Genomic DNA, 14678 nt, shown 5'->3' with positions numbered 1-14678 from the left:
TTTAGTTAGGTAAAATCATTACGGTTAGGATGTCGCTTTTTTTAAACTGTACTTGGGTTTCATCAAGGCAGATCAGACAATTGGCCTGTGCAAATGAGCTTAATCGATACGATTCCTGCGCGCTAAGCGGGGTAACCAGCCCATTTTCATATTTACCCTTCAGGAAATGGGTTAGTCCTGCGGCCTTGGAATAAGGATGTGTAAGTTTTGCCTGAACCTCAATTACACTATTGCTTTTATGGGATAAGGATTTAATGGATGGCAATACGTAATTATAGTAGCAGCTGAGTACAGATGATGGGTTACCCGGAAGTCCGAATATTAATTTTTGATCTTTTGTGCCAAAAAACAAAGGTTTGCCAGGTTTCTGTTTCACCTTATGGAAAATCTGTTTGATGCCACAATGTGCTGCTGCTTCGATTACAAAATCGTAATCGCCTACACTTACACCTCCGGTTAGCAGCACAACATCGCTGCTTTCTATCGCTGTTTGTAATACTTTTTTTAGGATCTCGAGATCATCATCGGCTTCGTAAATGGCAATTTGATCAATGCCTTCATATCTCAAAGCTGCAGAAAGCGAATAGGAATTCGATTCGTATACCTGCCCAAAATCGAGTATTTTTCCCGGTTGTTGTAATTCTTTTCCTGTAACAATAATCGAAATCTTTGGCATGGGATAAACGCTAACTTTGTTAATCCCAATTCCGGCCAGAAAGCCAATAGCGGCAGGACTGAGCAGGCTCTCTTTTTCCATTGCCAACGCTCCGGCCATAATTTCTGAACCTTTATTCCGTACGTTTAAGCCAAGCTTTAAATTAGAATCCTGGAAGGTGATTTTCCCATCTGTGCGTGTGATTTTTTCTTGCATCACCACAGTATCGGCACCTTCTGGCAAAGGCGCACCTGTAAATATCCTGCTGGTTTCGCCGTTTCGGATGGTCATGGTGGTTGCCGTTCCAGCCGCCATTTCGCCAATTAAGGAGAGTTCTTGTTTGTGATCTTCGAACTTGATGGCATAACCATCCATGGATGATTGACTAAATGCAGGAATATCGTATTTAGCATAAATATCGGCTGCAAGAATGTGCCCTGATGCCTTTGCCAAATCGATTGAAATGGGGTTGAGTGTTATGATGTTTTTAGAAATGAGATCTTTTGCTTCTTTAACGCTAATCATGAAAATTTTATCCTCCAATGGTAATCATACTTCTGTTTTGAATGGTGGTCACATCAATTTTTTCGAAATCGCTTACCAATTGCCCGCCTAATGCTTTCTTTTTGCTCCAAATGGCCGATTGAATTAGTGGAAGCACATCTTCATTTTTCCGCAATGCCGTAAGCAGATCGGTTTCATCATCCGAAAAAAGGCAGTTTTTGAGTTTGCCATCAGCAGTTAAGCGCATGCGGTTACAGGTATCGCAAAAAGGATTGGTCATGGTGCTTATAATGGCAAACGAGCCTTCATGACCAGGGATCATGAAACTTTTAGCCGTATCATGCGGTTCGCCTTTAACAGGTAATACGGTGAAATCTTTTTCGACCACGGATAGGATTTCATCTAAAGAAAACATCTTATTGCTCGTCCATTTGTTACCACTAAAGGGCATGAATTCAATAAACCTGATCTGGATTGGATTGTGTTTGGTCCAACTGATGAAATCATTGATTTCGTTATCATTAAGCCCTTTCATCACCACCATATTTACTTTTACCTTGATTTTATGCTGCAAAAGCAGTTCGATATTACTGCGTACCTGATGGAAAACATCCCTTCGGGTAATCATAAAAAACTTCTCAGGTTGTAATGTATCCAGACTAATATTAATGGTTTTAATACCTGCTTCTTTTAACACTGGGAGCATTTCGGCAATTCGGGTTCCGTTTGTGGTAATGACGAGCTCAACCGGAAGTTTGCCCAATGCCGCAATAATTTGGGCTGCATCTTTTCGCACCAAGGGTTCACCACCTGTAAGCCTGATTTTTTTTACGCCATTGGCCACAAAAATTTCTGCCAGCTTAATAATTTCGTCGGTTTGCATGAGCCGGGAGGCAGGGGTGAAGTCGTATTCTTCTTCGGGCATGCAATAAAAGCAGCGAAAATTGCAGTTATCGGTAAGCGATATCCGCAGGTAATCGTGTATTCTTCCAAAAGAATCTGCTATCATTGCTGGCTAATTAAATTGTTATAATCTGTTTCTGTATCAATATCAATTTCTCCATGTTCGAAAACAACTGTTTCTACATCTTCAGGATATTGTTTGAGTATCTTTTTTGCTCCTTCTGCTCCTGTGAGCGATAAAAGTGCTTCAAAATAATCTTTTTTGAAGAGGACAGGAGTTCCTATCGTTTCGGCATAGGTACTGGCAATTATATTTTTACCTGTTTCTTTCTGCTTTTCGATTAAGTTATTAAAGTTAATCATTTTTATAAAAGCCTGGTCGGCTACAGCAATAATGATACTTTCAATTTCGCTATTATTCCTGATTATAGCAGAAAGCCCGGCTATAATGCTCGATGCCATTCCATTTTCCCAACTTTCATTGATAACGAAATTAACCTGATCATGGTGATGCTGGCTGGCTATTTCTTTAGCATTTGAACCTAAAACAACGATAAGAGGTCTGCAACTTGTTTCTAAAGCTTCATTTATTACGGTTTGCAAGAGCGTTTTTCCTTGGTAATCCAAAAGCTGTTTTGGTCTTCCCAAACGTGAAGAACTACCAGCTGCCAATATGATAATGCCTGTTTTCAACGCTTAATTGCTTTTTAATTCGTAAACATGGATCGGTTTTTTCTTCTCTTTTAAAAACATGGCCGAAGCACCTGTAAAAACAGATTTAATTTCGGCGAGAATAGAAATGGCAATTTCTTCTGCCGTTTCTGCGCCAATATCCAGTCCAATCGGGCCATGCACACGTGATTGGTTTGCTGGCGTTTCCAAATCCAGTTCATCTAACATCCTGACAAGCTTTTTCTTTGGTCCCAGTGTGCCGATATACGGAGCATTTGTGGCCAATAGATACTTAAGTAGTTCGAGGTCGTAATTGTAATTATGCGTCATCAATACAAAAGCCGTTTGTTCATCTATCTGAATTTGAGCTAACACATTTTCAGGTTTGCTCACCAAAACCTTGGTTGCATTTGCAAAACGTTGTGGGGTAGCATGCGTAGGCCTTCCATCTATCACAGTTACTTCCCAACCCAAAAGGTAAGCCATTTCGGCTAAAGGCTGTGCGTCATTGCCTGCACCAGCTATAATCAATGAAATTGGGGGGTGGATAAACTCAAGAAAGGCATCAATCTGTTGGTTGTCAAAATTATAAGCTTTAATTGCGGTGGTCTTATGTTCAGAAACTTCATGGATATCTTTAATTGTCTCATCGAAGATCGCTTTGGGGATTTTAGAGAGAATTGGTTCATTTCTAAAAAGCATACTTGTACCCAACTGCAGTTTATCTGTTAGGGAAAAAAGTGTCGCCAAAACTGCATTTTCTCTTTTGTCTTGCAATGCGGTTAAAATGGCAATGGGATTTAACTCATCTTCTTCTATAATGGGTTCGAACAAAATATGTACAATACCATTGCAGCCCAGCTGAACGCCAAATTTGGCATCATCTTCATCGGTAGTATCGTAAGTAATTAATTTGTTTTCTTGCTTTACAATTGCCGAAAGTGCTTTCCGCAACGCATCGCCTTCTAAACAACCGCCACTAATGGCGCCTGTTAACTGGCCATCTTCAGTAATCAGCATTCTGGCACCAGGTCTACGGTATGAAGAACCTTCTACCTTAACTACCGTTGCAAGGGCTGTTTTTTTCTTTTCCTTCGTTGCTTTTTGATATGCCTTTATGATATCGGTAATTTCTTTCATTAGGGATTGATGCAATAGAGGATGCAATTTAATGATAATCTATTACAAATAGCCAACGCAAAAGGAAGATGTAGCCTTTAAAGAAGTATTACGAATAAAAAGCTTGCATTTTTTGATTCTAATTTAGGCAGTCATTTGTGTAGTCAGATGTTACCATCTGACTGATAAAGTAAACTAAATGCTTATTGTCTCTGAGAAAGAGATTAAGTGTCAGATTGTAATATCTGACACCGCTAGAATATGATATCCCGGCTTAAAAAGGCTCGGAATGAAAAATTTCGAGGTTAATACAGCGCAAACCAATACTGTTAAAGAGTTCGGTGATTTCTTTTGTCCAATCTCTTGGAGATTCTACCCGAAGGATTTTATCAGAATCCCATAAATCGATATTCCATTTAATTTCTTTGAACTGACTGTTCAGCAATGGGCTGATTACGTTTAACTCGTTATCCGTGGATACATTTGTTTTGAAAACGGCTATCATATAGAAAAGTTTTTAGGTTTGTTGGAACTGTAGACGTACAACTTTAGAAATTACTTTAAATACGACTGATTTTTTTTTATCTTTTTATTTGAGTCAATCTATGTAGTCGCTTTAACGATATGAGCGCTGCTAAAAAAATAAAATAAATTGTAAGGATGTTTCATTTCATGCGACAAAGCAATTATGGAGTATATTTATATTAGATACTAGCAAAAGATGCAAAACGAAACGGAAAAGGAATATACAATCAAGAAACCTCATTCAGATCCACTGCGTTGGGTAGAAAAATATGGCGATTACCTGTATGGCTTTGCGATGTCGAGAATAAGAAATGAAGATGTAGCCAAAGATTTGGTTCAGGATACCTTTTTGGCAGGTTTGCAAAGATTAGACGGTTTTGAGGGGAATAGTAAAGAGAAAACCTGGCTAACAGCAATCCTTAAAAATAAAATTGCGGATTTTTACCGAAAACGTTCTGTAAGTGATTTAAAGGAAATAAGCGCAACAAATGAAGTGCAGTTTTTTTTTGATGCTGAATCAGGACATTGGACGGAAAAAGATTATCCACGGGCATTTGGTTTGGAAGTAGATAACCCTTTAATGGTGAAAGAACTGGGCAGTATATTAAATGAATGTTTGGCTAAACTCCCTGGATTATGGTTTTCTGTATTTTCGATGAAACACATAGACGATCTTGAGTCGGAGCTGATCTGTACTGAATTAAAACTCAGCGCAGCTAATTTCTGGGTAATTATGCACCGCACAAAACTTAACCTGAGGGCCTGCCTTCAAAAAAACTGGAACTGATATGACGAGTGCGCTAAAAAATATAATCTATAACTGTAAACAGGCTACTTTTTTGATCGAAAAAAGAATTGCCGGAAAAATTACTGCTGCCGAAACACTACAATTGCATGTACATCTGGCAGGTTGTTCTGTGTGCAAAATTTATCAACAACAAAGTATGTTGATTAATAAGGTGTTTGTAGGGTTTGCAAACAATGATTTTAAACTGGATGAAGCCTTTAAAAAAATGTTAAACGAGAAGATTGAAAAAGAAATAAATAAAAATTAATTTTAACTGTAAGGTTAATGCTGCCGATTCGACTAAGCGGAAAAAACATAAAGACAAAATGAAAAGGATTATCTTATTTACAGCGTTAGTTGTTGTATTATCGCTACAAACAAAAGCACAAAAGGGTTTGAAGGAAGGTGATAAAGCGCCTATGTTTAGCGGAGTGGACCAGAACGGTAAAACCGTGAGTTTGAAAAGTGCACTTAAAGCACACCATTCTGTGGTATTATTTTTTTATCGCGGTCAATGGTGCCCTTACTGTAATAAACACATTAAAGAGCTGCAAGATTCTCTAAGTTTATTAAGCGGAAAAGACGCTTATGTGATCGGTGTTACACCCGAAACGAAAGAAAACATCGATAAAACAATCAAAAAAACGAGCGCAGGCTTTTCTATCCTTCAAGATAAAGACGATGAGATTATGAAAGCCTACAACGTTAATTTTATGATGGATGAAGCAACCTTTACCAAATACAAGGGCTATGGTATAAATTTAGAAGACAACAATGGGAATACCCGACATACCTTACCCGTTCCTGCAACCTATATCATCGATCGTTCAGGAAAAATTAAATATGTTCATTTCGATCCCAACTATCAAAAAAGGGCCTCTGTAAAACTTTTGCTTTCGAAACTTTAGGTAAAGTATAGCCTAATTTTTTATTGTTGCGAGGAGACATTTTAAATAAAATTAGATGATCCATCGGCCATGCCCATTTTTGTTTGGAAATGGAAGGGCAGTAACGCTTAGCGAACTTCAGCCCTGCTTTTGGTACAAGTCCCGATGAAGAATCGGGAGCATTCCCCGTCAATCAGGTTTATGAACCGCGTTTTGCAGCCTGCAGCCAAAAATGAAATGTAATTTTAGTCATTTAGCCGCGGATGAAGCGTTACCCCAATATCATTAATAAGAGTTTTTAATCACGGATGAGCACAGATACACACGGATTTTCATATCTGTGTGTATCCTTCTTATCTGTGGTTAAATTATTTTTGCTTGTGCCGAATGGCGCGTAACTTAATGACAATTGAGTGTACCTCGTAGGTTGGGGTACGAATAACTGAAGCGTAAAGCGTAATTTTTATCTGTTATTTTCTTACCTTCAGGTTATAAGGCTTATGGTAAAAGATGAAATGATTTTGTATAAAAAGGCTTGGGACCCTGGTAGTTGTTCATTTATGGCCAGCATGTTTTTGTTTACATTTATCATTATAGCCATTGTTTCCTTTTTTTCGGAAGAAAAAGAGGCCTTATCTATCTCCCTTTATGTTTCTGCGGTACTCACTTTTATATTAGTAACCGTAAGGGTAGTGGGTTATTGGGCTAAACGTGAAGAAAACACAGTGCTATTAACGGTATGTGAAGAAGGAATTCATTACTATGAGCATACTGCCCTTATTCAATGGAAAGTTATAACCGATATACAGATTGTTAACCGTAAACTTTCGGTTTCTGCTGGCGCCACGCCTGCATTAGATTTTACATTAAATTTATCGGACACCGACCTACTGGAAACGTTCGACGATTTCTGCCAGTTGCTTAACCGGTATTATTATCCCAAAACCGTTTATATCTATGAATCTTCAGTTTCTTGTGGCTGCTAAATAATTCATGATGAAACCTGAATATATCACGATATTACCTGATGAAAGAAATGTAAATTATGCAGACGATCCCTTGTGGCAACGGATTTATGCTTATTCGCCAGATAATGAAGATTTTGCAATCCCGTTTTCGCGGAAATTAGCAGTTACCGAGGGCTGGACTAGACGGTTTACTTTACTTGCGATAGCAGAGTATAAGCGGTTTGTGTATCTCTGCTGCATATCGCAGAACGGCGCATCGCCGTCTATTGTGGTTGATAAGGTATGGCATATGCACCTGCTATATACGGTAGAGTACTGGGAAAAATTCTGCCCATTGGTTTTAGGCCGGAATTTACATCATTATCCCAATGTGGGGGGAATTGTGGAATACAATAAACATCAGGATTGGTATTTGGAAACACTAAAACTTTATCTGTTTATTTTTAAAGAAAATCCTCCTCCTGATTTTTGGAGAATACCGAAGGATATTTTACCATATTTATTAAATAAGAAAGATGCCACCTCTTCACAAAACAGTAAGAAATCGTTTTACAATAGACTTATAGACATCACGATACGTAGATTTCAGTTTCTCCGTAATTTTAGGATTATGAGCGATAAAGAGCGGAAAAAATCGGTGTAAACTGACTTTAAGCCATTTATACCGCACAGACTCAGGACAAGAGTGCCCTTCGATATCAAAATAGATATGAACGACACCTTACAAATAGCCTAACACATAAGGAATTTAAGAAAATATAAGGCTGTTGAGCTGATATGGCCTTCTATATCTTATATGGTTCAATTAAAAAATCCTTCACTTCGACTTACTTCCGCGTAAAATCATCCATTAACTTCATGGTAATGAATGCATCTTCGCCACTACACGGATTTTGACCTTTGCCTAGAAAGTAATCGACTACTTTTTCAATCATGGGTTGTTGCACATGTTGCAAAGGTTTAAATACAAATTCTTGCGTTTGATCAGTTTTAACCGTGACTTTATTGCCGAACATCGGGAAGCTGATGTTACCTTTTGAACCATAAATTACGCAAACATCGGCCTGATCTTGTGCGGCAACAGAGAAACACCAGCTACCGCTGAAAATAACTCCATTTTCGAAAAGGATATTTCCGGCAACCAGATCATCAACCCCGGTGTTTTCCTGCTGCCTGGTGGCAACGCCCATAGCGTTTTTAACTGCACCGAAATAATAAGTCATAAGATCTAATTGGTGAGGAGCCAGGTCATGAAATAAACCACCACCAGAAATAGCTGGATTGATCCGCCAATTATCGGCTGTTTTGGCAATTAGTGCAGGGTTAGGCGGCTGGAGCATTTTTAACAGAACAAAACGAACATCGCCAATGGTATGTGCAGCCAATAGTTCTTTAACTTTTAAAAACATTGGTTGGGCACGGCGATAATGGGCCACGCAAAGCTTTATCTTTAGCTGATTAGCAGCATCAGTCATGCGTTGAGCAGCATTAGCATCTAAAGTCATGGGTTTTTCTATATATACCGGCTTGCCTGCTTTTAAAGCCTCGATGGTATAAGCTTCGTGTTGTAGTGGTGGGGTAGCAATGTAAATGGCATTAACCTCCGGATCGTTAATTAGTTGAGCCGCATTGTCATACCATTTCGGAACATTGTGTCTTTTTGCATAATCTGCTGCTCTGGCACCATCGCGGCGCATTACCGCCACCAATTTAGAATTGGCTATTTTATTAAAAGCTGGTCCGCTTTTTACTTCGGTCACATCTCCACAACCAATAATGCCCCATCTGATTTCTTCCATTATATAATCAATTTGAAAGGCTGAATTTAGAAAAATATTACCGGGAAATGGATTCAGATTACAGAATGCCTTATAAAAAAGAAAAGGGATTCACTTTGGGAGTGATCCCTAATCAACTAACCAAACAAACTATTCCGGAAACCACGCCGGAATCAATTTATAAACGAAAGAATTAGGAGATTGTTTTGCCAGGTTTGTCTATTTAGTGTATTTTTTTTAAATGAAAAATAAAACCTTTATCCAGAATTATAGCTTCCCTTTTTTTAGCTTTGTACCATGCAAAATCTTTCCAAGAAACTTCAGATTGATCTTATAGAACTTAAGGCAAAATATGCCTTTATTATGGATGAACTTGAAGTAACATTTGCAGATGCTTACCTGTCGAAATTGCAAGCTAAACAACGCCTGGCCGAGCAGATGATGATAGAAATGGAAAAGATATTGACCGGTGAGGCCGGAGCGCATGAAAACTAACCCATTAAACTAAATCAGCGGGTACAACAATAGCGATTCAATAAGGGAATTAATATTTTTGTCTGTCAAGGGATTTTGTGCCGTGTAAAAAAAAACAAATCCGCAAATAAAGAGATAGTTTTTGATATTAACCCGAAGGTGGTGAAGCGCTGCAGTTAACTGATTCTCAACGCTTCGTTTAGAAATATTAAGTTTCTCAGCAATTTCGCCATTTGTTAAATTTTCTTCCCTGCTCATTAAGAAAATTTCCCTGCAACGCTTAGGTAATATTCGTAAATATCCACTAATCTGGGCTTTTAGTGCAGACACGTTTAGCAATTCCTCACCATTATTTATGGCATAGGCCGATTCGTTTTCCAGATTTTCATCGGTAAAAATTACACTTCCTGCCAGCTTTTTACTCCTAATCACCTTATATACATGATATCTTGCTGCCGCTTTAAGGTAACTTCTAAAATCCCTGATCTCGAGCACTTCTCTTTTGAGCCATATATTGAGAAAAATATCCTGCACAATGTTTTCGCACTCATTTTCATCCTGCAAATAGTGCGAAGCTGTAGCTATTAAGATAGGAAAGTACCGATCAAATAATATTTTAAATGCCTTTTGATTCCCGAATTTAATGGCCTCCCATAATTCGCGCTCGTCTGCCTCTAGATGGATAGGTTTCATTTATGCAAAGTTCATTGATCAGGATAAAGAATTTGTTAAGCTAATATAAATATTTTGAACGATACCTTAATTATCGATCATTTTAGGCTTGTTAAATATTTTTTTTAAAAAAATAGGTGTGTGTGTGTGCGTCGTTGTGGCTCTATGATGAAAAGCGCTTTACATGACAAAACAGGAATATATTATTCTCTATCAAAAATCACTTCAAGGAAAGTGTACACCAGAAGAAATAGAAAGTTTAAATGCTTATGAAGATGATTTCGAACTGATTGAAAGCACAAAGCCTGGTGGCAAGCAAGCCGAACGCATATTCTTGCAGATCATGGAAACGGCGGGTGAACGCAAGCGTGTAAAACCATTTACACCGTGGACAAAGATAGCAGCAGCAGCGGCAATATTGGTTTTTATTGTCTCAATAGTTTTTTACTTCAATACTAACCATAAAACTGAGAAGAATGTGGTGGTATTAAATCATGCAAAAACGATCAGGCCTGGTTCTGATAAAGCCATACTTATACTTGGCAACGGACAACAGATTGTACTAAATACTGCAGCTCAAGGACAAATAGCTTCAGAAAGTGGTACTACCATCAATAAAACCGCCGATGGAACATTGGCTTACGATGTTATTTCCGAAGCATCGCAAGAAGTGGCGCTTAATACGGTATCGATTCCAAGAGGAGGGCAATATTCCCTTGTACTTCCTGATGGTTCTAAAGTTTGGTTAAACGCTGCCAGTTCCATCCGCTTTCCAACACGGTTTACGGGCCACAGTCGTGAGGTAGAGCTCGATGGTGAGGCCTATTTTGAAGTAGCAAAGAACAAACAAATGCCTTTTTATGTAAAAGCACAGGATATGAAGCTAAAGGTACTCGGTACACACTTTAATATAATGGCCTATAAAGACGAAGCTTTTATTAAAACAACGCTATTGGAAGGGAAAGTGATGCTCACATCAGCTTCAGCCGTTGCCTATCTTAAACCTGGCGAAGAAGGACTTTTATATGAAAACAAGTTTACTGTGAACAAAGCAGATATAGAACAGAGCATGGCTTGGAAGAATGGCTATTTCCTGTTTAATGAAGAAAATTTACCATCAGTAATGCGCAAAATTTCGAGGTGGTACGATATAGATATTGTATATAATACCCATAATAACAAATTATCATATACAGGTTCGGTATCGAAGTTTAAAGATATTTCTGAGGTACTAAAAGTGCTCAGTCTTACAGGAACGGTAAAATTCAACATTGCAGAAAGGAGGGTAACAGTTATCAACTAAATTTTTTGACCTAAACAACAAAACGGATTAACCACCCACTAAACAAACCATACAAAATGAATTTTTTTTATCTAAAAAGAACCACGCTGAGTTCCATGTTTCGACCACTTAAAGTGATGCGACTAACGATTGCCGTATTATTAATCTTCTGCGTCCAGGTAAGAGCATCCCTTTATGCACAGAAGATAAACTTCTCGCTAAAAGGAGCTTCATTGAAAGAAATTTTTCAGGAAATTAAAAAGCAGAGTGGATATGATTTTTTATACAACAACGAAATGATCGGTGAGGCCGGAACTTTCAATGTAACGGTAAAAGATATGACCATACAGCAGGTAATGGACAAAAGTCTTGAAAACCTGCCGCTTAGTTATGCCATAGAGCAGCATACCATTGTAATTACGAGAAAGGTGCTACCGCAAAAGCTTGATATTAAGGGCACCATTACTGATGAATCCGGAACCGGAATACCTGGAGCAAGTATTGTGAACGAAAGTTCTAAAAAAGCAGTGTCATCTGATGATATGGGCCGATTTAGTATTGTAGCATTTGCTGGCGATAAAATAAAAGTACGGATGGTAGGCTATGAAGATTACAGTTTCACAATTGGAAGCCAAACAACTTATACCATCAGTTTAAAACCATCAACTGTTGGCCTGAATGATGTGGTTATAGTTGGTTATGGAACGCAGCGCAAAGCAAATGTAACAGGAGCAATATCGCAGGTTGATGCCAAGGTTTTGGAAGACAGACCTATTACGGCAGTTTCTACAGGTTTACAAGGTACCATTACCGGGCTTACCACTATTGGTGGTAGCGGGCAACCAGGTGCTACACATTCGGCATTAAGGATAAGAGGAACAGGCACCACCAATAATCCAAATCCTTTTGTGTTGATTGATGGTATACCAGGTGATATGAACTGGATTAATCCCGATGATATAGAAAGCGTAACTGTGCTTAAAGATGCCGCATCTTCATCAATATATGGCTCCAGGGCAGCAAATGGTGTGATTTTGGTTACCACAAAAAAAGGTAAGTTTAATCAGAAGGCTGTTATTTCGTATAATGGTTATTATGGTTTTCAAACACCAACACGTTTGCCCAAAATGTTAGGATCGGTTGACTATATGACACTGCTTGGCGAGGCACAGATAAATGCAGGCCTTCCAAAATCGTATACCGATGCACAGATTGAGGTAGCACGTAACGGTTCTGATCCTAATTATTTTGCCAACACCAACTGGACAGATGCATTGATTAAAGATTATGCTCCACAACAGAACCATAGCATTAACGTGCAGGGAGGAAGCAGCGATTTTAATTATTATTTTTCTTACGGAAGAGAAAACCAGGATGGCCTAATTGCCGGCGATCAATATAAGTTTGCGAAAAACAATGCCAGGATAAAACTATCGGCATTAAAGCTACTTTCCCTATTGGATGTTGATGTGAATTTAGGCTATTTAGACCGGAACCAAAACCAGCCCGCTGCCGATACTGAAGGTGGTGGAGGTGCTATTTATACAGCATTTACCAGTTCCCCGTTAACACCTGTACGGTTTACTACAGGTACCTGGGGTTACGGTGGTGGATCTAGCAATCCTTTAGCTATTGCTACAGATGGCGGTTTTAATAATTTCTTCTCGAAAGAATTTACTTCCAATATTACCGGAACCTTGCATTTATTGAAAGGTTTGGATCTCAAATCGCAGTATGGTTTAATTGCCAGTTCTCAAAAAAGAAGAACATTTAATCGGAGGATCGATTATTTCAATCCAGCCACCAATGCCATTATTTATACTACGAGTCCAAACAATTCACTAAGGGAAGTTGCAACCACCACCACACTGCAAAATTTCTCTTTGCAGGCAGATTATACGCTTAATTTAGACGAACATCATATTAAACTGCTTGGCGGTTATCAGCAAGAAACTTACCGTTTTGATGCTTTTACCGCTGCTAAAACCAATTTGGTTAGTGATGATGTACCGGTACTGAATATTGGATCACTGAATCCAACGGCAACAGGAGATGCTTATCAATATGCTTTACAATCACTTTTTTCGAGAGTTAACTACGATTATGCAGGAAAATATCTGGTAGAATTTAATATGCGCTATGATGGATCTTCACGTTATGCGCCTGGAAAAAAATGGGGTGTGTTCCCTTCAGTTTCTGCAGGCTGGAGATTTAGCGAAGAAAGCTTCATAAAAGACAATAGCCGGTCCTGGTTTAGCGATGGTAAAATCCGCGCTTCTTACGGATCATTGGGTAATCAGTATGGAGCGGATGGACCTGCCTATTCTGAGTGGTATCCATATATTAAAGTATTAACCAGTGTGGGTACCATGCCAATTGGTAATATCCTGACTACTGGTTTTGCACAGACTATACTTTCTAATCCTTTGTTGAGATGGGAAAAAGCCACGATGCTCAATGTGGGGATGGATCTTGCCTTTTTTAACAACAGACTTACTTTTACCGGAGATATTTTTAATAAAAAGACGGTTGATATTCAACTTAAAGTACCACAGCCTGATGTAATAGGCCTTACCGTTCCCGATCAAAATGCGGGTGCCATATCAAACAAAGGATATGAATTGAGCCTGGGTTGGAACGATAAGATTGGGAATTTTAAATATGGCATTACCGGACAGTTTTTTGATATCAAAAATACCGTTACCGATTTGGGTGGCGTTCCACCAACCATTGGGGACAGAATCCGTCAGGTAGGGCAACCGCTTGATGCCTTTTATGGTTACCGGACAGATGGATTAGCTCAAGAGGCGGATTTTACCAAAGATGCCGCAGGAAAATACGTGCCAAAGTTTCCAATCTTTGCTGCAGATGCAGGTAAAGTGGCACCTGGCGATCTTAAATATCGTGATTTGAATGGTGATGGCTTGATTAGTGCCGATTTAGACCGTGAGGTAATTGGTGATGCTTATCCCCGATATAATTATTCTTTCAGGTTAGATGCTGCTTATCATAATTTTGATCTGAGTGTGTTTTTACAAGGAGTAGGCATGGCAAATGGTTACATTACAGGAGTGGGTTTACATGCTTATAATGCCGATGCTGCATTTCCTCAAGAAGTGCATATGGATAGATGGACCCCGCAAAATACAGGAGGTTCATACCCGCGTTTCGTATATAAAGATACCCGAAACACAGGAAGACTGGCCGATTATTGGTTACAGGATGCTGCTTATTTAAGGGTGAAAAACCTGCAGTTGGGTTATACTATCCCTGGAAATTTCTTGCAGAAAATTCATATAGATAGACTGAGGGTTTACGCTTCGGCCGATAACTTGTTTACCGATACCAATTTCTTTTATGCTTACGATCCCGAATCGCAGGCAACCAGTGGCGGATTATATCCACAAGTTAAAACGTTCATTTTCGGTCTTTCGATTAAGTTAAAATAAACC

15 protein-coding genes are annotated in these 14678 nt (G+C 38.8%); 8 read left to right on the top strand and 7 right to left on the bottom strand.

The annotated features are described in order from the left end of the window. Position 1 precedes the first annotated feature (1 nt). The 5 genes from ACTJKN_RS14510 to ACTJKN_RS14490 all read right to left on the bottom strand — a co-directional run bounded on the left by ACTJKN_RS14510 (position 2) and on the right by ACTJKN_RS14490 (position 4358). Complete coding sequence (locus ACTJKN_RS14510) at positions 2 to 1180, bottom strand: molybdopterin molybdotransferase MoeA (protein ID WP_440826039.1); 1179 nt, start codon at positions 1178 to 1180, stop codon at positions 2 to 4. A gap of 7 nt (positions 1181 to 1187) precedes the next feature. Further along, positions 1188 to 2168: a GTP 3',8-cyclase MoaA gene (moaA, locus tag ACTJKN_RS14505; protein ID WP_440826037.1), complete on the bottom strand. Its 981-nt coding sequence runs from the start codon at positions 2166 to 2168 to the stop codon at positions 1188 to 1190. Next, positions 2165 to 2755, bottom strand: a complete 591-nt coding sequence (locus ACTJKN_RS14500; protein WP_440826035.1) for a nucleotidyltransferase family protein — start codon at positions 2753 to 2755, stop codon at positions 2165 to 2167. Before ACTJKN_RS14500 ends, moaA begins: the two co-directional genes overlap by 4 nt. A 3-nt stretch (positions 2756 to 2758) precedes the next feature. Continuing rightward, the gene (locus tag ACTJKN_RS14495) at positions 2759 to 3874 is read right to left on the bottom strand and encodes an XdhC family protein (RefSeq protein ID WP_440826033.1); all 1116 of its coding nucleotides are present in this window, start codon (positions 3872 to 3874) and stop codon (positions 2759 to 2761) included. 253 nt (positions 3875 to 4127) lie between these two features. Continuing rightward, complete coding sequence (locus tag ACTJKN_RS14490) at positions 4128 to 4358, bottom strand: hypothetical protein (protein WP_440826032.1); 231 nt, start codon at positions 4356 to 4358, stop codon at positions 4128 to 4130. A gap of 216 nt (positions 4359 to 4574) precedes the next feature. Between ACTJKN_RS14490 and ACTJKN_RS14485 the strand changes: the two genes are divergently transcribed. From ACTJKN_RS14485 to ACTJKN_RS14465, 5 genes are all read left to right on the top strand, one after another. Beyond that, entirely contained in the window at positions 4575 to 5165 is a 591-nt protein-coding gene (locus tag ACTJKN_RS14485) for a sigma-70 family RNA polymerase sigma factor (RefSeq protein ID WP_440826030.1), read from the top strand. 52 nt (positions 5166 to 5217) lie between these two features. Continuing rightward, positions 5218 to 5433, top strand: a complete 216-nt coding sequence (locus ACTJKN_RS14480; RefSeq protein ID WP_440826028.1) for a hypothetical protein — start codon at positions 5218 to 5220, stop codon at positions 5431 to 5433. Positions 5434 to 5491: 58 nt separating this feature from the next. Beyond that, on the top strand, positions 5492 to 6073 hold the full coding sequence (locus tag ACTJKN_RS14475; protein WP_440826026.1) for a peroxiredoxin family protein: 582 nt from the start codon (positions 5492 to 5494) through the stop codon (positions 6071 to 6073). A 479-nt stretch (positions 6074 to 6552) separates the two neighbouring features. After that, positions 6553 to 7038 carry a hypothetical protein gene (locus tag ACTJKN_RS14470; protein ID WP_440826024.1) on the top strand — a complete coding sequence of 162 codons (486 nt, stop codon included), beginning with the start codon at positions 6553 to 6555 and terminating at the stop codon, positions 7036 to 7038. A gap of 7 nt (positions 7039 to 7045) precedes the next feature. After that, entirely contained in the window at positions 7046 to 7663 is a 618-nt protein-coding gene (locus ACTJKN_RS14465) for a glycine-rich domain-containing protein (RefSeq protein ID WP_440826022.1), read from the top strand. 184 nt (positions 7664 to 7847) lie between these two features. On the opposite strand, the gene ACTJKN_RS14460 is transcribed toward ACTJKN_RS14465, so the two are convergent. Next, positions 7848 to 8819: a Gfo/Idh/MocA family protein gene (locus ACTJKN_RS14460; protein WP_440826020.1), complete on the bottom strand. Its 972-nt coding sequence runs from the start codon at positions 8817 to 8819 to the stop codon at positions 7848 to 7850. A 276-nt stretch (positions 8820 to 9095) separates the two neighbouring features. On the opposite strand from ACTJKN_RS14460, the gene ACTJKN_RS14455 reads away from it, so the two are divergent. Beyond that, positions 9096 to 9293, top strand: coding sequence for a hypothetical protein (locus ACTJKN_RS14455; protein ID WP_440826018.1), 198 nt, complete (start codon positions 9096 to 9098; stop codon positions 9291 to 9293). A 9-nt stretch (positions 9294 to 9302) separates the two neighbouring features. Here ACTJKN_RS14455 and ACTJKN_RS14450 read toward each other — a convergent pair whose 3' ends face one another. Further along, on the bottom strand, positions 9303 to 9965 hold the full coding sequence (locus ACTJKN_RS14450; protein ID WP_440826016.1) for an RNA polymerase sigma factor: 663 nt from the start codon (positions 9963 to 9965) through the stop codon (positions 9303 to 9305). Positions 9966 to 10128: 163 nt separating this feature from the next. On the opposite strand from ACTJKN_RS14450, the gene ACTJKN_RS14445 reads away from it, so the two are divergent. Further along, complete coding sequence (locus tag ACTJKN_RS14445; RefSeq protein WP_440826014.1) at positions 10129 to 11247, top strand: FecR family protein; 1119 nt, start codon at positions 10129 to 10131, stop codon at positions 11245 to 11247. Positions 11248 to 11459: 212 nt separating this feature from the next. Further along, on the top strand, positions 11460 to 14675 hold the full coding sequence (locus tag ACTJKN_RS14440; protein ID WP_440826012.1) for a TonB-dependent receptor: 3216 nt from the start codon (positions 11460 to 11462) through the stop codon (positions 14673 to 14675). Positions 14676 to 14678 lie beyond the last annotated feature (3 nt).

Origin of the sequence: Pedobacter sp. 22163 (assembly GCF_052045595.1) — a bacterium.
In the GTDB taxonomy this organism is placed as follows: Bacteria; Bacteroidota; Bacteroidia; order Sphingobacteriales; family Sphingobacteriaceae; genus Pedobacter.
The sequence above is the reverse complement of the archived record's forward strand: the minus strand, read 5'-3'. Positions and strand labels throughout refer to the sequence as shown.